This window comes from Tistrella mobilis, from assembly GCF_039634785.1.
Lineage (GTDB): Bacteria > Pseudomonadota > Alphaproteobacteria > Tistrellales > Tistrellaceae > Tistrella > Tistrella mobilis.
The window spans coordinates 121,617-140,861 of sequence record NZ_JBBIAB010000008.1 but is presented as its reverse complement, the minus strand read 5'-3'; the positions used below and the strand labels follow the sequence as shown (position 1 = coordinate 140,861).

The 19,245-nt window shown below is 70.1% G+C and carries 19 protein-coding genes; 14 read left to right on the top strand and 5 right to left on the bottom strand.

Going from position 1 to position 19,245, the window contains the following annotated elements; translation table 11 throughout:
• Positions 1-207: 207 nt before the first annotated feature.
• The 14 genes from proB (at position 208) to modC (ending at position 14,724) form a co-directional block, all read left to right on the top strand.
• Positions 208-1,413, top strand: coding sequence for a glutamate 5-kinase (gene proB, locus WI697_RS13655; RefSeq protein ID WP_345958833.1), 1,206 nt, complete (start codon positions 208-210; stop codon positions 1,411-1,413).
• A complete protein-coding gene (locus WI697_RS13650; protein ID WP_345958832.1) occupies positions 1,410-2,753 on the top strand; it encodes a glutamate-5-semialdehyde dehydrogenase in 1,344 nt (447 codons plus the stop codon). The genes proB and WI697_RS13650 overlap by 4 nt, the downstream gene beginning before the upstream one ends.
• A complete protein-coding gene (locus WI697_RS13645) occupies positions 2,719-3,429 on the top strand; it encodes a nicotinate-nucleotide adenylyltransferase (RefSeq protein ID WP_231889532.1) in 711 nt (236 codons plus the stop codon). Before WI697_RS13650 ends, WI697_RS13645 begins: the two co-directional genes overlap by 35 nt.
• Before the next feature lie 127 nt (positions 3,430-3,556).
• Positions 3,557-3,961: a ribosome silencing factor gene (gene rsfS, locus WI697_RS13640; RefSeq protein ID WP_014746486.1), complete on the top strand. Its 405-nt coding sequence runs from the start codon at positions 3,557-3,559 to the stop codon at positions 3,959-3,961.
• Between the two features lie 127 nt (positions 3,962-4,088).
• Entirely contained in the window at positions 4,089-4,562 is a 474-nt protein-coding gene (gene rlmH / locus WI697_RS13635; RefSeq protein WP_014746487.1) for a 23S rRNA (pseudouridine(1915)-N(3))-methyltransferase RlmH, read from the top strand.
• A 34-nt stretch (positions 4,563-4,596) separates the two neighbouring features.
• Positions 4,597-5,280, top strand: coding sequence for a flavin reductase family protein (locus tag WI697_RS13630; protein WP_345958831.1), 684 nt, complete (start codon positions 4,597-4,599; stop codon positions 5,278-5,280).
• Between the two features lie 181 nt (positions 5,281-5,461).
• A complete protein-coding gene (gene gpmI / locus WI697_RS13625) occupies positions 5,462-7,042 on the top strand; it encodes a 2,3-bisphosphoglycerate-independent phosphoglycerate mutase (RefSeq protein WP_345958829.1) in 1,581 nt (526 codons plus the stop codon).
• Between the two features lie 4 nt (positions 7,043-7,046).
• Positions 7,047-8,465, top strand: coding sequence for a murein hydrolase activator EnvC family protein (locus WI697_RS13620; protein ID WP_345958828.1), 1,419 nt, complete (start codon positions 7,047-7,049; stop codon positions 8,463-8,465).
• 93 nt (positions 8,466-8,558) lie between these two features.
• A complete protein-coding gene (locus WI697_RS13615) occupies positions 8,559-9,956 on the top strand; it encodes a S41 family peptidase (protein ID WP_014746491.1) in 1,398 nt (465 codons plus the stop codon).
• Positions 9,957-9,993: 37 nt separating this feature from the next.
• A complete protein-coding gene (locus WI697_RS13610; RefSeq protein ID WP_345958827.1) occupies positions 9,994-11,343 on the top strand; it encodes a divergent polysaccharide deacetylase family protein in 1,350 nt (449 codons plus the stop codon).
• A gap of 85 nt (positions 11,344-11,428) precedes the next feature.
• The gene (locus WI697_RS13605) at positions 11,429-11,905 is read left to right on the top strand and encodes an RNA pyrophosphohydrolase (RefSeq protein ID WP_296714587.1); all 477 of its coding nucleotides are present in this window, start codon (positions 11,429-11,431) and stop codon (positions 11,903-11,905) included.
• A 107-nt stretch (positions 11,906-12,012) separates the two neighbouring features.
• Positions 12,013-12,810, top strand: a complete 798-nt coding sequence (gene modA / locus WI697_RS13600) for a molybdate ABC transporter substrate-binding protein (protein ID WP_345958826.1) — start codon at positions 12,013-12,015, stop codon at positions 12,808-12,810.
• A 34-nt stretch (positions 12,811-12,844) separates the two neighbouring features.
• Positions 12,845-13,606: a molybdate ABC transporter permease subunit gene (gene modB, locus WI697_RS13595; protein ID WP_345958825.1), complete on the top strand. Its 762-nt coding sequence runs from the start codon at positions 12,845-12,847 to the stop codon at positions 13,604-13,606.
• Positions 13,603-14,724: a molybdenum ABC transporter ATP-binding protein gene (gene modC / locus WI697_RS13590; RefSeq protein WP_345958824.1), complete on the top strand. Its 1,122-nt coding sequence runs from the start codon at positions 13,603-13,605 to the stop codon at positions 14,722-14,724. Before modB ends, modC begins: the two co-directional genes overlap by 4 nt.
• Here the strand turns inward: modC and WI697_RS13585 are convergent.
• The 5 genes from WI697_RS13585 to WI697_RS13565 all read right to left on the bottom strand — a co-directional run bounded on the left by WI697_RS13585 (position 14,699) and on the right by WI697_RS13565 (position 19,094).
• A complete protein-coding gene (locus WI697_RS13585; protein WP_409351433.1) occupies positions 14,699-15,190 on the bottom strand; it encodes a winged helix-turn-helix domain-containing protein in 492 nt (163 codons plus the stop codon). The two genes, modC and WI697_RS13585, sit on opposite strands and share 26 nt — an antisense overlap.
• Entirely contained in the window at positions 15,142-15,957 is an 816-nt protein-coding gene (locus WI697_RS13580; RefSeq protein ID WP_014746498.1) for a ferritin-like domain-containing protein, read from the bottom strand. Before WI697_RS13580 ends, WI697_RS13585 begins: the two co-directional genes overlap by 49 nt.
• Positions 15,958-16,241: 284 nt before the next feature.
• Positions 16,242-16,643 carry a F0F1 ATP synthase subunit epsilon gene (locus tag WI697_RS13575; protein WP_014746499.1) on the bottom strand — a complete coding sequence of 134 codons (402 nt, stop codon included), beginning with the start codon at positions 16,641-16,643 and terminating at the stop codon, positions 16,242-16,244.
• A gap of 57 nt (positions 16,644-16,700) precedes the next feature.
• Positions 16,701-18,125, bottom strand: coding sequence for a F0F1 ATP synthase subunit beta (gene atpD / locus WI697_RS13570; RefSeq protein WP_014746500.1), 1,425 nt, complete (start codon positions 18,123-18,125; stop codon positions 16,701-16,703).
• 75 nt (positions 18,126-18,200) lie between these two features.
• Positions 18,201-19,094 carry a F0F1 ATP synthase subunit gamma gene (locus WI697_RS13565; protein WP_062761968.1) on the bottom strand — a complete coding sequence of 298 codons (894 nt, stop codon included), beginning with the start codon at positions 19,092-19,094 and terminating at the stop codon, positions 18,201-18,203.
• Positions 19,095-19,245: the final 151 nt, after the last annotated feature.

The window sequence follows — 19,245 nt, the reverse complement described above, 5'->3', positions numbered from 1 at the left end:
CGAAGACGAGATCGACATCGACGAGGATGACGACCTCGACGACGAAGACGATCTCGACGAGGACGACCTCGATGACGAGGACCTCGACGACGACGACCTCGATGACGAGGACGACGATTTCGACGACGAAGATTTCGAAGACGAGGACGAAGACGGGCCGGCGGATGACGGCGAGGATGGGGACGCCCCCGCCCGCGGGAGGAAACGGTGACGATCGCCGGAACCGACCTGGCCGACACACCCGCCGCAGCGGGCCTGCGTGCCGCGAAGCGCGTGGTGATCAAGGTCGGATCCGCCCTTCTGGTCGACGAAACCACCGGCCGGCTGCGTGACGCCTGGCTGCGCAGCCTGGCCGACGACATCGCGCGGATGCGCGCCCGCGGCCAGGAGGTGATCGTGGTCTCCTCGGGCGCGATCGCGCTTGGCCGCCGGCTGCTGGGGCTCGGCCAGGGCGTGCTGCGGCTGGAAGAGAAGCAGGCCGCCGCCGCCACCGGCCAGATCCGTCTGGCCCATGCCTATGAAACCGTCCTCGGCCCCCACGGCATACAGGTCGCCCAGGTGCTGCTGACGCTGGAAGACAGCGAAGCCCGCCGGCGCTATCTGAATGCGCGCGCCACCCTCGGCACCCTGCTCAAGCTGGGGGCCGTGCCGGTGATCAACGAGAACGACACCGTCGCCACCGCCGAGATCCGCTTCGGCGACAACGACCGGCTGTCGGCCCGGGTGGCCGAAATGGCATCGGCCGATCTGCTGCTGCTGCTGTCGGACATCGACGGGCTTTATACCGCCGATCCCGGCATCGACCCCACGGCGCGCCACATCCCGCGGGTGCCGCGGCTGACCCCGCGGATCATGGCGATGGGCGGCGGCTCGCGTTCGGCCGTCGGCACCGGCGGCATGGCCACCAAGCTTGCCGCCGCCCGGGTCGCCGGTGCGGCAGGCTGCGCCATGGTCATCGCCCTCGGCCGCCATATGGGCCCGGTGGGCGCGGTGGAAGCAGGCGGCCGCGCCACCTGGTTCGACCCTGAGACCCCCCCCCATACCGCCCGCAAGCGCTGGATCGGCGGCAGGCTGAGCCCCCGCGGCACGCTGACCGTCGACGAGGGTGCGGTGAAGGCGCTCGCCCGCGGCGGCAGCCTGCTGCCCGCCGGCATCCGGCTGGTGACCGGCCGCTTTCAGCGCGGCGATGCCGTGGCCGTGGTCGACCCCGCCGGCCGCGAGATCGCCCGCGGCCTGGCGGCCTATGGCGATGCCGATGCCCGCGCCATCGCCGGCCATCGCTCGGCAGAGATCGAGCAGATCCTCGGCTTCCGCGGCCGGGACGAAATGATCCATCGCGACGACCTCGTCTTCCATGGCGGCGACATGCCCGCCACGACCGGAGACGACACGGAGGAGGCCCAAGCGTCATGACCGACACCCTGAGCACCGCCCCCCGGACCGTTTCGGCCGCTCCGGTCGCCACCCCGGCCGAACCGGCAGGCAGCCATGCTCCGGTGGACGCCGCCGCCCTGATCGCCGATATGGGCCGCCGCGCCCGCACGGCGCAGCGCGCACTCGCCCAGGCGACGCCCGAGGCCAAGACCGCCGGGCTGATGGCCGCGGCCGCGGCGATCCGCAACGCCGTGCCCGCCATCCTGGCCGCCAATGCCGAAGACATGGCCGCCGGCCGCGCCCGCGGGCTGACCGGCGCCCTGCTCGATCGCCTGGCGCTCGACGACGGCCGCATCGCCGGCATCGCCAAAGGCGTGGAAGACGTTGCCCGCCTGTCCGATCCGGTCGGCCACGTCATGGAGGAATGGGACCGGCCGACGGGGCTGCATATCGCCCGTGTCCGGGTGCCGCTGGGCGTGGTCGGCGTGATCTACGAAAGCCGCCCCAATGTCACGGCCGATGCCGGTGCGCTCTGCCTGAAGGCCGGCAACGCCGTGATCCTGCGCGGCGGTTCCGAGAGCTTCCGCTCCTCGCGCGCCATCCATGCCGCCATGGTCGAGGGCCTGACCTCGGCCGGCCTGCCCGCCGATGCGGTGCAGCTGGTGCCGGTTACCGACCGGGCAGCGGTGGGCGCCATGCTCGCCGCCTCGGGGCTGATCGACGTCATCGTGCCCCGCGGCGGCCGGTCGCTGATCGAGCGGGTCCAGACCGAGGCCCGGATGCCGGTCTTCGCCCATCTCGAAGGTCTCTGCCACGTCTATGTGGACGGCGCCGCCGATCCCGAAATGGCCAGGGCGATCGTGATGAACGCCAAGCTGCGCCGGACCGGCATCTGCGGCTCGGCCGAAACGTTGCTGATCGATCGGGAAGCCGCCCCCCGGATGCTGGCGCCGATCGTGACGGCGCTGCTCGACGCCGGCTGCGAGGTCCGCGGCGACGACGCAGTCCAGGCGGCCGACCCCCGTGTGGTGCCGGCCAGCGAAGAGGACTGGCGGACGGAGTATCTGGACGCCATCATCTCGGCCCGGGTCGTCGACGGGGTCAGCGGGGCGATCGATCATATCGAGGCCTATGGCTCTCACCACACCGACAGCATCGTGACCGACGACCAGGCGACCGCCGACCGGTTCCTGGCCGAGGTCGACAGCGCCATCGTGATGCACAACGCCTCCACCCAGTTCGCCGATGGCGGCGAATTCGGCATGGGGGCCGAAATCGGCATTTCCACCGGCCGCATGCATGCCCGCGGCCCGGTGGGGGTCGAACAGCTGACCACGTTCAAATATGTCGTTCGCGGCCAGGGCACGCTTCGCGCCTGAGCGGGCGGTCCCCGATGCGGCCCTGGGCGACCCGCTGTGGCGGGCCGCGGGCCGCCGCCGGGGCATGACGGTGGGCCTCTATGGCGGATCCTTCGATCCGGCGCATGAGGGCCATGTCCATGTCGCGCTGCGAGCCCTGAGGCGGCTGGGCCTCGACGAGGTCTGGTGGCTGGTGAGCCCGGGCAACCCGCTGAAGCTGAAGGCGGGGCGGGTGAGCGCGCCGCTCGCCGACCGGGTTGCCGGTGCCCGGTCCCTCGCCCGGCATCCGCGGCTCAGGGTCACCACGATCGAAAGCCGGCTCGGCACCCGTTTCACCCTCGACACGGTGCGTGCCCTCAAGGCCCGCCGCCCCCATATCAGATTCGTCTGGATCATGGGGGCCGACGGCCTGGCGGAGCTGCACCGCTGGCGCGGCTGGCGAGAGCTGATGGCAGAACTGCCGCTGCTGGTGATCGATCGTCCCGGCTATGGCGCCCGGGCAGCGGCCGCCCCCGCCGCCCGGCGCTTCGCCCGCCACCGCCTGCCCGAGGCCAGGGCCCGCGCCCTGCCCCGGACGGCACCGCCGGCCTGGGTTCTGCTGCATGGCAGGCTGGACCCGCGTTCGGCCACCGAAATCCGCGAGGGCAGGCGGCCGCGGCCAGCGGCCGCCCCACCTCGCCAGCCCCCACCTCGCTAGACCATCGCGAAAAGCCGCGATGCCTGTTATGGTTACACCATGGCGCCTGCGGGGTTCGCGGTCGGCCGCTCCGGCGACCCGCCGCTCCTGACCCCGCCCCCGCCAACGCTTGATGAGGTTCGCTCTGTTGCAGACCGACAGTCCCATCACGGTGCCCGCGACGCCGCCGGCACCGCTCAGCGCAGACCAGGTGCTCGATCTGGTCCGCGCGTCGCTCGACGACGACAAGGCCGAGGACGTCGTGATCATCGACCTGGCCGGCAAGACCGATTTCGCCGACTACATGGTGGTCGCGAGCGGCCGGTCGAGCCGTCACGTCGCCTCGATCGCCGAAAAGCTCGAGATGCGCATCAAGGCCTCCGGCGATCAGCTGCCGGTGACCGAGGGCCTGCCCCTGGCCGACTGGGTTCTGGTCGATGCCGGCCCGGTGGTGGTGCATCTTTTCCGGCCGGAAGTGCGCGCCTTCTACAATCTGGAGAAGATGTGGGGCGCCAGCCTGCCGGGCGACGGCGCCCAGCGCGTCGCCGAGTGACGGGCGCCATCCGGCGCGGTGTCACCGCGCGGTCCGGGCCGGGCCGCGCGGGGCTGCACCTTGCGCCCCTTGACCTTCTCACCCGCAGGCCGGAACAGAACCCGGCACGCACGGTCAGGCCTGCGCCATGAGCCTGATGCTGAAGGTGACGCTGGTCGCGGTCGGCCGCGCCCGCGGCGGCCCGGAAGCGGCCCTGGTCGAGGATTACGTCCGGCGCCTGCGCTGGCCCTTCACGCTGGTGGAGGTCCAGGCCCGCAAGGCCACCCTGCAGGGTGAGGCGCTGAAAGCCGAAGAGGCTGCGGCGATCCGCGCAAAACTGCCCCAGGGCGCCGCCCTGGTGGCGCTGGATGAACGCGGCCGTCTGCTCGACAGCCGCGGCTTCGCGGCAGCGCTCGGCGGTTTTGCCGAAAGCGGCCGGCGCGAGGTCGCCCTGGTCATCGGCGGTGCCGACGGGCTGGACGCCTCGCTCCGCGACCAGGCCGATCTCGTCCTCGCGCTCGGCCGCCTCACCTTCCCCCACATGCTGGTACGTGCACTGATCGCCGAACAGATCTATCGTGCGCAGACCATCCTCGACGGCCATCCCTATCATCGGGACTAGACCGCCGAGCCAGCGCCAGAGACCCGGGGGATCCATGGAATTCGACATGCGCCGCATGGCGGCACCCGACCGCTACAAGATCCTGGGATCGACCATCACCCCCCGCCCGATCGCCTGGATCACCTCGCTGTCGACCGAAGGCCGGGTGAACGCCGCCCCCTACAGCTTCTTCAACTGCATGGGCCACGAGCCGCCGATCCTGGCGATCGGCATGCTCCGCCACCCCGAAGACCGGTTCAAGGACACGCCCGCCAACATTCTGGCGACGGGCGAATTCGTTGTGCATCTGGTCTCGGAAGCGGTGGCGCCGCAGATGAACATCACCTGCATCGATGCCCCGCCCGGCGTGGACGAGCTGGCGCTGGCCGGGCTCGACACCCTGCCCTCCACCGCCGTGCGCCCGCCGCGGATCGCGACCGCCCCGGTCGCCTTCGAGTGCCACCTGCACACCGCCGTCACCACCGGCCCCCGCCAGGCCATCATCCTGGGCGAGGTGCTGGTCGCCCATGTCCGGGACGATGCGATCCTGGATGCCGCCCGCCACCATGTCGACACCCCCGCCCTTGGCCTGATCGGCCGCATGCATGGCGGCGGCTGGTATGCCCGCACCACCGACCTGTTCTCGATCGACCGGCCGAGCTGGCAGGACTGGGCCCCGGAGCATCCCGAGGCCGTGGCCCGGGCACGGCCCGATGCGGCATCTGGCCCCGAAGACTGAGGAGCGGGTTCCCCAACCGCCGGAGCGCCGGTGACAGCCGGGGCGCCCGTGACAAGCCGGGGGCATGTCCCCCCGGCCTGTGATCCGGGCCCCCAACCCCCTATATGTAGAGCGGAAAACCTGATAGAAGCAGGACCGTTCACGACCGCCTGCGCCGATGTTGCCCGAGGATCCGAGCCCCATGACCACCGCCCATACGCAGCCGCCGCGCCCCGTCGTTCTGTGCATTCTGGATGGTTGGGGTTATCGCGCGCCCGCCGACGACAATGCCATCGCGCTCGCCAACACCCCCAATTGGGACCGGCTGACCTCGGAACAGCCGATGGCCTTCCTGAACACCTCGGCCGAAGAGGTCGGGCTGCCCGCCGGCCAGATGGGCAATTCCGAAGTCGGTCACCTGAACATCGGTGCCGGCCGGGTGGTGATGCAGGAACTGCCCAAGATCGATACCGCGCTTGCCGACGGCAGCCTGGCGACCAACCCGCGGATGACCGGGTTCATCGCGGCGCTCAAGGCATCGGGCGGCACCGCCCATATTCTGGGGCTGGTGTCGGATGGCGGCGTACACAGCCATCAGGACCATATCGCCGGCATGGCGAAGATCATCGCCGGTGCGGGTGTTCCGGTCCGCATCCACGCCCTGCTCGACGGCCGCGACACCCCGCCGAAGAGCGCGCCCGAGTTCATCCGCCGGCTGGAAGCCGCGGTTGCAGGCGCCGGCGACATCGCCATCGCCACCGTCGGCGGCCGATATTGGGGCATGGATCGCGACAAGCGCTGGGAACGGGTGGTCCGTGCCTATGACGTGATCGTGAAGGCCGAGGGCGGCCGTTTCGCCACGGCGGAGGAAGCGGTCGCCGCGGCCCATGCCGCCGGCACCACCGACGAATTCGTCGATCCGGCGGCGATCGGCGACTATGCCGGCGTGAAGCCCGGCGACGGGCTGCTGATGGCGAATTTCCGCGCCGACCGCGCCCGCGAGATCCTGCATGCCCTGATAGACCCCGCTTTCGACGGCTTCGAACGGACGATCCGCCCCGATTTCGCCGCCGTGCTGGGCATGGTGGAGTATTCCTCGGCGCTGGCGAAGATGATCCCGGCCCTGTTTCCGCCCACCCAGCTGAAGAACATTCTGGGCGAGGTGGTGGCCAAGGCCGGGCGCAAGCAGCTGCGCATCGCCGAGACCGAGAAATACGCCCATGTCACCTTCTTCCTGAACGGCGGCGAAGAGCAGCTCTACGAGGGCGAGGAGCGTATCCTGGTCCCCAGCCCGAAGGTTGCGACCTATGATCTGCAACCTGAGATGTCGGCGCCGGAAGTGACCGCGAAGCTGGCCGAGGCGATCCGCTCCAAGCGCTTCGACCTGATCGTGGTCAACTTCGCCAATGGCGACATGGTCGGCCATAGCGGCGTCCTTGCCGCGGCGATCAAGGCCGCCGAGGCGGTCGATGCCGCCCTGGGCGAGGTGGTGGCGGCCCTGGACGAGGTCGGCGGCTGCATTCTGATCACCGCCGATCACGGCAATGCCGAGCAGATGTTCGACCCCGAGACCAACGGCCCCCACACCGCCCACACCACCAATGTGGTGCCGCTGGTGCTGGCCGGGGCCGGTGCGCCCAAGGGGGTGAGCCTGGCTGACGGCCGGCTGGCCGATCTTGCCCCCACCGTGCTGAAGCTGATGGGGCTGGCCCAGCCCGCGGAGATGACCGGGCGGGTGCTGATCCACGACGCCGCCCCGGCCCGCCGCGCGGCCGGCGCCTGATCCCATGTCCCGACGCGACCGTCGCCGCCGCGCGGCCGCGGTCGCGCTTTCCCTGTCCCTGATCCTGCCCGGCCCGGTCTGGCCGGGCTGGATACAGACGGCGCGTGCCGAGGATCCGCCGAGCGGCCGCGACCTTCAGGCCACCGAGCGTGCCCGCGACGAAGCCCGCGCCCGGCGGGCCGAGCTGGAACGCCGCGCCGCGGATGCCCGCGCCGAAGCCGAAGCCCTGGGGCTGCAGGCACGGGAAGCGGCGGCCGCCGTTCAGCGCCAGGAAGCCGCCCTTGCCGAACAGCGCGACGCCCTTGCCCGGCTGGAAGCCGAAATCTCGGCGCGCGAGACCGAGCTGCAGGTGGAACGCGCCCATCTTGGCCGGCTGACCGAGGCCCTGATCCGGCTGCGCCGCCAGCCGCCCGAAGCGATGATCGCCCGCGACGGCCCGGCGACCGCCCCCATCCATGCCGGCATCCTGATGGGCGCCACCCTGCCCGAGATCGAGGCGGAGGCACAGGCGCTGCGGAGCAAGCTTGCCGACCTCGCCAGTGCCAAGGCCGAGGCCGAGCGCCAGCGCGAGCGCATCGCCGCCACCCGCACCATGCTGGAGGGGGAACGGGTCCGGCTTGCAAAACTGATCGAGGACCGCCAGGGTCGCGCCAGCGCGCTGGACAGCGAGGCGACCCAGGAGGCGAGCCGCGCCCGCCAGCTGGCCGAACGGGCCGACGGCATCCGCGACCTGCTGGTCGCCCTGGAAGCCGAGCGCATGCAGAACGGCCCGGTGGTCAAGCCGGCAAGCCCCGAGGCCCGGGCCGGGGTGATCCCGCGGGCGAAGCCGAAGCCGCCCCCACCGCCGCCGCCTCCCCCACCGCCGCCGCCCCCGCGGCAGGTTGCGGTCGCCACGCCCCCGCCACCGCCTCCCGCACCGACAGCGGCCCCGGCGACCAACCCGGCCACCAACCCCGGGGCGCCGCCGCGCGATCCGGTGATGCCGCGCGTCGCCGGCACCCCGCCCGAACGCCAGGTGGCCGCCATCCCCGCCCCCGGTGCCGGCATCGCCCGGCGGCTGCCGGTGTCGGGGCGGATCGTCTCGCGCTTCGGCGATGTGCATGAAGGCCAGGAGCGGCCGGGCATCACCTATGCAACACCCCCCGGTGCCACCGTCCTCACGCCCTTTGCCGGGCGGGTGGCCTTCGCCGGGCCGTTCCGCCATTATGGGCTGCTCTTGATCGTGGAACACGGCGACGGATATCATACCCTTCTCGCCGGCCTCGGCCGGCTCGACGCCCGTGTCGGCGATCGCGTCACCGCCGGCGATCCGATCGGCGCCATGGCCGACGGGGGCGGAACCGCCTATCTTTATCTCGAGGTTCGCCGTGGCGGCGATCCGGTCGATCCGGCGCCGCTTCTCGCCCGCGCCAACGGAGGCTGAAGCCGCATGACGGCAGGGACGACAGGTCGAACCAGGAATGAGGCCGGAGCACCGGCAGGCGGCAGACGGTCGACAGGAAAGGTCGGGACGACGATGCGACGCGGATTCGTCACGGGGCTGGTGAGCCTCGTGGTCCTCTCCCTGCCCCTGGTGGGCAGCGCCGCCAACCGGGACAGCTACAACCAGCTCAATCTGTTCGGTGAGGTGTTCGAGCGCATCCGCCGCGACTATGTCGAGCCGGTGGACGACGAGAAGCTGATCGAGGCGGCCATCAACGGCATGCTGCAGTCTCTGGACCCGCATTCCAGCTATCTGGATGCCAAGGGTTATCGGGACATGCAGGTCCAGACCCGCGGCGAGTTCGGGGGCCTCGGCATCGAGGTCACCATGGACACCCAGCTGGGCCTGGTGCGCGTGATCTCGCCGATCGACGGCAGCCCCGCCGACAAGGCCGGCGTGAAGCCGAACGACCTGATCGTGGCGATCGACGGCGAGCAGGTGCAGGGCCTGACCCTGGCCGATGCCGTGGAGCGCATGCGCGGGCCCGCGGGCAGCAATATCGTGGTCACGCTGCGCCGCGAGGGCCTCGCCCAGGATTTCGACGTGAACATCACCCGCGCGGTGATCCCCGTCGATGCGGTGCGGGTCGAAGCCAAGGGCTCGATCGGCTATATGCGGGTGCGCAGCTTCAACGAGCGGACCGACGAGCAGCTGGAAGACGGCATCGCGAAGCTCGAGCGCGAGACCGGCCATATGACCGGGCTGATCCTCGATCTGCGCAACAACCCGGGCGGCCTGCTCGACCAGGCGGTGGCGGTGTCCGACGCCTTCCTGGAACAGGGCGAGATCGTCTCCACCCGCGGCCGCGATCCGCAGGCGGTGCAGCGCTTCAATGCGCGTGCCGGCGACGTGATCCACGGCCTGCCGATGGTGGTGCTGATCAATGGCGGCTCGGCCTCGGCCTCCGAGATCGTGGCCGGCGCGCTGCAGGATCATGGCCGTGCCGTGGTGCTCGGCACCAAATCCTTCGGTAAGGGCTCGGTCCAGACGCTGATCCCGCTGCCGGGTCACGGCGCCATGCGGCTGACCACCTCGCGCTACTACACCCCCTCGGGCCGGTCGATCCAGGCCAAGGGGATCGAGCCGGATGTGGTGGTCGATCAGCCGATCGTTTCGCCGCTGGGCGTGGTGATCCATCCGCGCAGCGAGGCCGATCTGCGCGGTCATCTGGAAAACGACCAGGAGCCGACGACCCCGGCCACGGCGCTGCCCGACGATGCGAAACCGGAACAGGTGCAGCCGGGCGCTGCAAAGCCGGGGGATGCAAAGCCGGGCGCCACGGCCCCCGGCGCCCAGCCGGCGGCACCGGTCGGCAACCCGCCGGTGCCGGGCAGTGACGAGGATTATCAGCTGCAGCGGGCGCTGGAACTGCTGAGGGGCGTTGCCCTGTTCAACCGCCAGCGGGACAACGCGCTCGCCCTGAACGGCTGATCATCGGACGGCCGGGCGCGACGGACGGGGACGGATCATGGCCGCAGGATCCAAACGCAGGCGCGACCAGCCGACCGCCGCAAGCGGCCGGGGTGATGGTGCGCGCACGATCTGGACCATCACCGGCCTGCTTGCGCTTGCCGGTGTTGCGGCGGCCGGGCTGATCGCGCTTGCCGCCGCCCGGCCCGATCCGGAAACCGAGGCGCAGAAGCAGGCGGAGCGGAATCTGCCGCAGATCGTGCTGCCGATGCCGGCCTTCACCGACCCGGCCCCGCGCGGCAACCCGATCCAGGCCAGCCGCGAGGAACCGTTGGCCCGCGATACGCTGGCGACGGTGCGCGAAGCGGCAAACCAGCCGCCCGCAACCCCGCCGCCACCGCCGCCGCCCACCGCACCGGATGCGGCGGTGACCATGACGCCGGCCCCCGCCCCCGGCCTGACCCAGGAAAGCACCCAGGGCCCGCTGCCGGTGCGTGGCACCGACGGAGAGGCGCCCTGGCAGGTTTATGCCCGCCCCTTCGATCGCAGCGACGCCCGCCCCCGGGTCGGGCTGGTGATCGGCGGGCTGGGCTTTTCCGAGACGGCGACCAAGGCGGCCATCGATCTGCCGGGCGCGGTGACGCTGGCCTTCTCCCCCTATGCGCCGGAACTCAGCCGCTGGATCGGCCTTGCCCGTCAGGCCGGCCACGAGGTGATGATCGAACTGCCGATGGAGCCCGACGGCTATCCGCGCAACGATGCCGGCCCCGCCGCCCTGCTGACGACGCTGGAGCCCGCCCGCAACCGCGAGCGGCTGCAATGGACGCTGAGCCGGGTGACCGGCTATGTCGGGGTGAAGCCGCTGATGGGCGACCGGTTCATGCGCTCCCCCCAGCATCTCCGGCCCGTGCTCGACGAGCTGCAGGAGCGGGGCGTGATGATGGTGGTGCAGGAAGAAAGCGACACCGATGTCGGCGCGGCACTCGCCCGCGAGATCGGCGTGCCGCGGGCGACCGCGCGGCTGACGGTCGACGCCGTGGCGACGCCTCAGGCGATCGATCAGCGGCTGAATGCGCTGGAAAGCCTGGCCCGGCGCGAGGGCAAGGCGCTGGCCGTGGCCGATGCCTGGCCGGTCACCCTGGAACGGGTGGCCAACTGGATCCGCACCATCGAAAGCCGCGGCGTGGCCTTCGCGCCGGCAACGGCCCTTGCCGAGGCGCCGGGCCTTGCCCCCGATGGCGGTGCGGCCCCGCCGGCCGTGTCGGGCCCCGCCTCGACACCCGCCACCTCGACACCGGCCACCTCGACACCGGCCACCTCGACACCGGCCACCTCGGCGCCTCCCGGAAGCGCCCCGGCCGCCGACGCCCATGCCCCGGGCGGCGCGGCCCATGGCAGCGGGCATTGAGCAAGTGACTGCGTCGCGCACAGGCATGTGGCGCACCCTCTCTCCCCAAGATCCCCCCCAAGATACAGTCGTCCCGGAGAACATCATGGCCGCGGATCCCGCCGATCTTCCCTATCGTCCCTGCGTCGGCATCATGCTGCTCAACCCCGCCCGCGAGGTTTTCGTGGGCCAGCGCATCGACACCACGGCCGAGGCCTGGCAGATGCCCCAGGGCGGCATCGATCCCGGGGAAAGCCCCGAGGTCACCGCTCTGCGCGAGCTGAAGGAAGAGATCGGCACCGACAAGGCCCGGATCCTCGCCGAAACCGCCGACTGGCTGACCTATGACCTGCCGGCGGAGCTGATCGGCAAGGTCTGGGGCGGCAGGTATCGTGGCCAGCGCCAGAAATGGTTCGCCATGGACTTCCTCGGCACCGATGCCGATATCGATCTTGCCACCGAACATCCCGAATTCGACCGCTGGCGCTGGCTGCCGGCGCAGGACCTGCCGCGGATGATCGTGCCGTTCAAGCGCGCCCTTTATGAACAGGTGCTGGCCGAATTCGACCATCTGCTGCGCTGAGCGGCGGCAGGCGGCGGGCATGTTAACCACCTTCAGGTGACGTGCCCATTGACGCGGGGGGCGGGCTCGTTCACCGTTATATCCATCCAGATATAACGGAGCCCCCCATGAAAGCCTTTCTGACCGGCCTGCTGCTTGCCGCCCTTGCCGTCACCACCAGCCAGAGCCGGGCAGAGGCCGCGGACCGGCCATTGCTGGTCTTTGCCGCCGCCAGCCTTGCCGAGGTGATGGATGAAGCCGGCAAGGGTTTCGTGGCCAAGGGCGGAGAGGCGCCGCAGGTCTCCCTTGCCGGATCGGGCACGCTGGCCCGGCAGATCATCGCCGGGGCGCCGGCGACGCTGTTCATCTCGGCCCATCCCAAATGGGTCGACGAGGTCGAAAAGGCCGGGCTGACCCGCGAGATCCGCCCCTATGCCGCCAACCGGGTCGTGCTGGTGGTGGCGAAGGACAGTGGGGCCACCCCGCCCGCCGATGACGGCGATGCCGCCTTGTCCGCCGCCATCGATGCGGTGATCGGTGCCGACGGCCGACTGGCGATCGGCGATCCGGCAAGTGTGCCGGCCGGGCAATATGCCCGCGACGCCCTTACCTCGCTCGGCATCTGGTCGAAGATCGAGCCGCGCACCGCGCCGGTCGAGAATGTCCGGGTGGCGCTGTCGCTGGTGGCCCGTGGCGAGGCGCCGGCCGGGATCGTCTATGCCTCGGATGCCGCAGCCGAACCCGATGTGAAGGTTCTGGCGGTGCTGCCGGAACGGCTGCACCAGCCGGTGCGCTATCCGGCGGCCCTGCTGGGCGGCGCCGATGAAGAGGCCGCACCGTCGGCGGTCGCCTTCCTTGACTACCTGACAGGTCCCGAAGGGGCGGATATCCTGCGCAGGCACGGATTGGAGCCGATCGCGAAGTGACCTGCACGCCCCGAAACATCGGCAGGACGACGGCATGACCGGCTGGCCCGGCCTGGACTGGATGGGCCTGGACTGGTTGGGCGCCGCCGAACGCGATGCCATCCTGCTCAGCCTGCAGGTGGCCTCGGTGGCGCTCGCCTGTCTGCTGCCCGTGGCGGTGATGCTGGGCTGGATCCTGGCCCGCTGGAAATCCGAGGCACGGGTGGTGCTGGACGTCATCGTCCACCTGCCGCTGGTCATGCCGCCGGTGGTGACCGGCTTCCTGCTGCTGCTCGCCTTCGGGCGCAAGGGGCCGATCGGCGCCGTGCTCGACCAGGTCTTCGGTCTGGTCTTCGCCTTTCGCTGGACCGGCGCCGCCCTTGCCGCGGCGGTGATGGCCCTGCCCCTGGTGGTCCGCCCGATCCGGCTGGCTTTCGAAGCGGCGGATCCGCGGCTGACCGAGGCGGCCTCCAGCCTGGGTGTCCCGCCCTGGCGGTCGTTTCTGACCATCACCCTGCCTCTCGCCCTGCCGGGGATCCTGGCCGGCATGATCCTGGGCTTCGCGAAATGCCTCGGCGAATTCGGGGCGACCGTCACCTTCGTGTCGAACATTCCCGGCGAGACCCGCACATTGTCGCTGGCGATCCAGACCCTGCTGTCCGCCCCGGGCGGCGACGGGCCGGCGCTGCGCCTGGCGCTGGTCGGGATCGTGATCGCCGTCGCCGCCCTGATCCTGGCCGAGATCGTGACCCGGATCATGCGCCGCCGGCTCGGCCTCGACCTGCCGCGGTCGCGACGGTCGCGAGGCCCGGCATGACGATCGCCATCCGCATCGCCCATCGGCTGACCGCCGGCTTCGCGCTCGATATCGACCTCGCTTTGCCGGCCCATGGCGTCACCGCGATCTTCGGCCGCTCCGGTGCCGGCAAATCGACGCTGCTTTCGGCCGTGGCCGGCTTCCTTTCCCCCGAAGACGGCCGGATCAGCATCGACGGTACCACCCTGTTCGATCGCGCCACCGGAACCAGCCTTGCCCCGCACAGGCGGCGGGTGGCGGTGGTGTTTCAGGATGCCCGCCTGTTCCCGCATCTCTCCGTCCGGCGCAATCTGGACTATGCCCGCCGCCATGGCCCGGCGCAGCCGGCCATCGGGCGGTTCGATGCGGTGGTCGATCTTCTGGGACTGGAGGCGCTGCTGGAACGCAAGCCGCGCACGCTCTCGGGCGGGGAGGCGCAGCGCGTGGCGCTGGGCCGTGCGCTGCTGGCGGAGCCCCGGCTTCTGCTGCTCGACGAGCCGCTTGCGGCGCTGGACGGCGCCCGCAAGGACGAGATCCTGCCCTTCCTCGACCGGCTGGCGCGCGAGGGGGAGGTTCCCATGCTCTATGTCAGCCACGCCCTCGACGAGGTCATGCGGCTGGCCGACCATCTGGTGCTGATGGAAGACGGGCGCGCAATCGCGAGCGGCAGCACCACCCGGGTGACCGCCGATCCGGCCCTGGCGCGAATCGCGGGCGAGGCTGCGCGGGGCGGCGTGCTCGATCTGCTGGTCACCGGCCGGCCGGATGGCGACGGCCTGCTGGAACTGGCCGTGGGCCGGGGCCGGTTGCGGCTCGCCGCCGGTCAGACGCCGCCGCCGCCAGGCAGCATGATGCGCCTCAGGGTGGCAGCACGCGACGTCGCCCTGGCATTGGATGGTGCGGCGCTCGATGCCGCCGGGCTCAGCATCCGCAACCGCCTGCCCTGCCGGGTGACCGCGGTGACGCAGGAAGCGGACGGGCTGGTGGCCGTGGCCCTGGAGATCGAGGGCACAGACACTGACGGAGGCGAGAGCGGCCGTCTGCTCGCGCGGATCACGCCTGCAGCGGCGCGGGATCTGGGGCTGGCGCCGGGGCGGCCGGTGCTGGCCCTGATCAAGACCCTGGCTCTGGGGACATAGGGCCTGAGGAGACAGGATCTGAGGATACAGGGCTGGCGGGCCCCGCCAGATCGGCGAAGCGGGCAAGAGGCGCCGCGGCGGCCGCCGAGGCTGCCTCCAGCGCGGCCCGATAGGCCGCCAGCACGGCATGGCCGGTCTCTGTCAGCAGAGCACCGCCACCGCCGGCGCCGCCGGCCTGACGCTGGACCAGCGGCGCGGCGAACTCGGCATTCATGGCCTCGATCAGCCGCCAGGCGCGCGCATAGGACATGCCCATCTCGCGGCCGGCCGCCGCGATCGATCCCAAAGCCTCGACATGGGCCAACAGGGCGGCCTTGCCCGGACCGAACCGGCGGCCGCCCGGCAGATCGATGCGCAGGGACAGGGTGCCAGGGGGCAGATTGGCAGGGGGCAGGTTGGCAGGCGCCGCCTCGGCCATCAGGCGGCGCGCCGCTCCAGCCAGCCGACCTTCTTGCGCATCAGCCACCAGGATGCATCGCCCAGCAGCCGGGCCACCCGGCTCTGCGGATCCAGCCCGGCCGCCTTGCAGGTCATCATGACCGCGCGCTCGACATGCGGGCGCTTGTACATGCCATAGGCACGCCGGCTGTAGGCGGCGATGCAGGCGGAGCGGTCATAGGGTCCGGCAAGCCCGTTGGCGCAGTGATAGGCATAGGCCAGCTCGTCATCCTCGGTCTCGCGGATGCGGCTGAGCGCGATCATCAGCCGGCGGGTCGGGCCCAGCTGCTCCCGCTCCAGATAGCGGTTCAGGTGGTTGTAGAACAGCTTGTAATGGCGCAGCTCGTCCGCCCGGATGCGCATGGCGATGGATTTCAGGACCGGTTCTTCGGTCGCGGCCGCCATGGCGCCATAGAAGGACGAGGTGCCGACCTCGACGATGCAGCGGGCGACCAGCTCCCCCGAACGTGACCCGCGGATCGACTGCTTGGCGTCGAGCGGCAGGGTGATGTCACGCGTGAAGCGGGCGAAGGCGTCATCGAAGTCGAAGGTCGGATCGGCGTATTCGGCCCAGCGGCGGAGGGCACGGCCGTGCTGCACCTCCTCTTCCGCCCAGTCCTTCGCGGCCTGGCAGAAGTCGGGATCATCGGCGAACACGCTGCACAGATAGGCCGCGTAGTCGTAACCGTTATGCTCAACCAGCGCGGCCGCCTTCACGGCCTTCAGGATCTCGGGGTCGACCTTCGAGGGGTCGAAGTGCTCCCAGGCGATGTCGTCGATCGTCCAATGTTTCATAGGGCTTACCCGCGTCAATCCGGTTCACGCAAGGCAGGGACAGGGGGCCAGATTTCCCTCCCCGCCGCTCGTATGCGGAGCGTTGGCGGCGCATCTCTTAACAAGTGGTGAACGCTTCACCAAGGTCAAGGCCACATCATCTATTGCCATCCTGACCGAAAAGGCACCGGTTGCGGGTGACAAAAAAAGAGCGACCGCCCCCACGGGACGGTCGCTCTTTTTTCACGGAACCCGCACGGCATCGCATGATGCCGGCAGCCCCTATGTCGTCATGCGCCGGACGGTCAGGCGACCGCCTGGAGCAGGGCCTCGGCCTCGGCGATCTTACGCTCGGCGGAGAGGCGCTCGGCCTCGTCGCGCGCCAGCGAGAGATCCTCACGAGCCGCCTTGGCACGGGCCTCGGCGTCGCCGCGGTTGACGTCCTTGAGGTTGAGGGCGTCCTCGGCGAGCACGATGCAGCTCGCTTCGGTGACCTCGACCATGCCGCCGGCGACGAACAGACGATCGACGACCGTCTGGCCCTCATAGACCTCGATCACCCCCGGACGCATGGTCGCGATCAGGGGTGCGTGGCCGGGCAGGACACCGAAATGTCCCTCCGACCCGGGGACGACGACCATGTCGACGTCCCGGGCCAGGAGCAGACGCTCCGGCGACACCAGCTCGAACCTGACCTTGTCCGACATCGGTCAGCGCCTTTCTCGTAGGTGGGCGGGCCGTTAAGCGTGACGAAAGGCTGCGGCTCAGGCCGCGGCCTTCGCCATCTCGCGGGCCTTCTCGATCGCTTCTTCGATCGAACCCACCATGTAGAACGCTGCCTCGGGCAGGTCGTCGTGCTTGCCGTCCACGATCTCCTTGAAGCCCCGGATGGTATCCTCGAGCGAGACGAGCTTGCCCGGGAAGCCGGTGAAGACTTCGGCGACGTGGAAGGGCTGCGAGAGGAAGCGCTGGATCTTACGCGCACGCGCGACGACCAGCTTGTCCTCTTCCGACAGTTCGTCCATGCCCAGAATGGCGATGATGTCCTGCAGCGACTTGTAGCTCTGCAGCACGCGCTGCACTTCGCGGGCCGTGCGGTAGTGCTCGTCGCCGACGATGCGCGGGTCGAGCATGCGCGAGGTCGAGTCGAGCGGGTCCACCGCCGGGTAGATGCCGAGCTCGGCGATCTGACGCGACAGCACGGTGGTGGCATCCAGATGGGCGAACGAGGTGGCCGGCGCAGGGTCGGTCAGGTCGTCGGCCGGCACGTAAATCGCCTGCACCGAGGTGATCGAGCCCTTGCGGGTGGAGGTGATCCGCTCCTGCAGACGACCCATTTCGGTCGCCAGCGTCGGCTGATAACCCACCGCCGAAGGAATACGGCCGAGCAGCGCCGACACTTCCGAACCCGCCTGGGTGAAACGGAAGATGTTGTCGACGAAGAACAGCACGTCCTGGCCTTCCTCGTCACGGAAGTACTCGGCCAGCGTCAGGCCGGTCAGCGCGACGCGGGCACGGGCTCCCGGGGGCTCGTTCATCTGACCGTAGACCAGGGCCACCTTCGAGGCGCCCAGATCGTCCGGCTTGATAACGCCCGAGTCGATCATCTCGTGATAGAGGTCGTTACCCTCGCGGGTACGCTCGCCGACACCGGCGAACACCGACACGCCACCATGGGCCTTCGCGACGTTGTTGATCAGCTCCATGATCAGCACCGTCTTGCCCACGCCCGCACCACCGAACAGGCCGATCTTGCCGCCCTTGGCATAGGGCGCCAGCAGATCGATGACCTTGATGCCGGTGACGAGGATCTCGGCCTCGGTCGACTGCTCCGCAAAGGCGGGCGCCTCGGCGTGGATGGGGGCAACGCGGCTGTTGTCCACCGGGCCCTTCTCGTCGATCGGCTCGCCGACGACGTTCAGGATGCGGCCCAGCGTGGCGGGACCGACCGGCACGCTGATCGGCGCGCCGGAGTCGACCACGTCCTGGCCACGGATCAGGCCTTCGGTGCCGTCCATGGCGATGGTGCGGACCTGGTTTTCACCCAGGTGCTGCGCCACTTCCAGGACCAGCTTGTTGCCGTTGTTGTCGGTGGTAAGCGCGTTCTGGATCGCCGGCAGGTCGCCGTCGAACTGCACGTCGACAACGGCGCCGATGACCTGCGTAATCTTGCCGACCTTGTTCTTCATGCTGTCGCTCCCGTCGGAACTCTCTAAAACCTGCGGGCGGAGACCGGTACCGGCCGCCGCTCCCGGGACCGTTCTTTACAGCGCCTCGGCGCCGGAAATGATTTCGATCAGCTCGCGCGTGATGACCGCCTGACGCGTGCGGTTGTATTCCAGCGTCAGCTTGCCGATCATCTCGCCGGCATTGCGGGTGGCGTTGTCCATCGCCGTCATCCGCGCGCCCTGCTCGCTGGCCGCATTCTCGAGCAGACCCTTGAAGATCTGGACCGAGATGTTGCGCGGCAGAAGGTCGGCGAGGATCGCCTCCTCCTCGGGCTCGTACTCGTAGACAGCGCCGCTGCCCGCTGCAGTTGCCTGGGTATCGTTCGCGGCCTCGGCGGTTGCGAACGGCACCAGCTGCTGCAGGGTCACCACCTGATTGATCGCCGACTTGAAGTGGCTGAAAATCAGGGTGGCGACGTCGAACTCACCGGCTTCGTAGAGCGCGATCACCTTGTCGCCGATGGCCTGCACCTCGGAGAAGGCCAGACGCTTGCGCCCGATGCCCTCGACGGTGTCGATGATCAGGCTGCCGTATTCGCGGCGCAGCTGGTCGCGGCCCTTGCGGCCCACGCACAGCACCTTCACCGTCTTGCCCTGGGCGGTCAGGATCTGGATCTGACGCTTCGCGGCACGCACGAGGCTGGTGTTGAAGCCGCCGCACAGGCCGCGATCCGCCGTCGCCAGGATCAGCAGATGCACCTGATCGCTGCCCGAACCGGCGAGCAGCTTCGGCGTGGTGTCGGTCACGATCACGCGCGAGGCGAGCGAGCGGAGCACACGCTCCATGCGCTCGGCATAGGGACGCGAAGCCTCGACCTGCTCGGTGGCACGGCGCAGCTTCGACGCCGCGACCATCTGCATGGCCTTGGTGATCTTCTGCGTCGCCTTGACGCTGTTGATGCGGACTTTGAGGTTCTTCAGGTTAGGCATTCGGCTGACCCTTGATCGACCCCGGAGGTGGATCCTGTCCGTCGCGGCCCGGAACCCCGGACCTGATGTGCCCGGCCGCGGCCGGTCCGCCCGGACCGGGTCCGGACGACGCCGCCCGCATCAGCCGGGATGTCCCGGCGATACGGGCGGC

Coding starts and splice junctions, on each gene's coding strand:
- WI697_RS13650 (WP_345958832.1), top strand. CDS start 1,410: ATGACCGACACCCTGAGCACCGCCCCCCGGACCGTTTCGGCCGCTCCG.
- WI697_RS13645 (WP_231889532.1), top strand. CDS start 2,719: ATGTCGTTCGCGGCCAGGGCACGCTTCGCGCCTGAGCGGGCGGTCCCC.
- rlmH (WP_014746487.1), top strand. CDS start 4,089: ATGAGCCTGATGCTGAAGGTGACGCTGGTCGCGGTCGGCCGCGCCCGC.
- WI697_RS13630 (WP_345958831.1), top strand. CDS start 4,597: ATGGAATTCGACATGCGCCGCATGGCGGCACCCGACCGCTACAAGATC.
- gpmI (WP_345958829.1), top strand. CDS start 5,462: ATGACCACCGCCCATACGCAGCCGCCGCGCCCCGTCGTTCTGTGCATT.
- WI697_RS13620 (WP_345958828.1), top strand. CDS start 7,047: ATGTCCCGACGCGACCGTCGCCGCCGCGCGGCCGCGGTCGCGCTTTCC.
- WI697_RS13615 (WP_014746491.1), top strand. CDS start 8,559: ATGCGACGCGGATTCGTCACGGGGCTGGTGAGCCTCGTGGTCCTCTCC.
- WI697_RS13610 (WP_345958827.1), top strand. CDS start 9,994: ATGGCCGCAGGATCCAAACGCAGGCGCGACCAGCCGACCGCCGCAAGC.
- WI697_RS13605 (WP_296714587.1), top strand. CDS start 11,429: ATGGCCGCGGATCCCGCCGATCTTCCCTATCGTCCCTGCGTCGGCATC.
- modA (WP_345958826.1), top strand. CDS start 12,013: ATGAAAGCCTTTCTGACCGGCCTGCTGCTTGCCGCCCTTGCCGTCACC.
- modB (WP_345958825.1), top strand. CDS start 12,845: ATGACCGGCTGGCCCGGCCTGGACTGGATGGGCCTGGACTGGTTGGGC.
- modC (WP_345958824.1), top strand. CDS start 13,603: ATGACGATCGCCATCCGCATCGCCCATCGGCTGACCGCCGGCTTCGCG.
- WI697_RS13580 (WP_014746498.1), bottom strand. CDS start 15,957: ATGAAACATTGGACGATCGACGACATCGCCTGGGAGCACTTCGACCCC.
- WI697_RS13575 (WP_014746499.1), bottom strand. CDS start 16,643: ATGTCGGACAAGGTCAGGTTCGAGCTGGTGTCGCCGGAGCGTCTGCTC.
- atpD (WP_014746500.1), bottom strand. CDS start 18,125: ATGAAGAACAAGGTCGGCAAGATTACGCAGGTCATCGGCGCCGTTGTC.
- WI697_RS13565 (WP_062761968.1), bottom strand. CDS start 19,094: ATGCCTAACCTGAAGAACCTCAAAGTCCGCATCAACAGCGTCAAGGCG.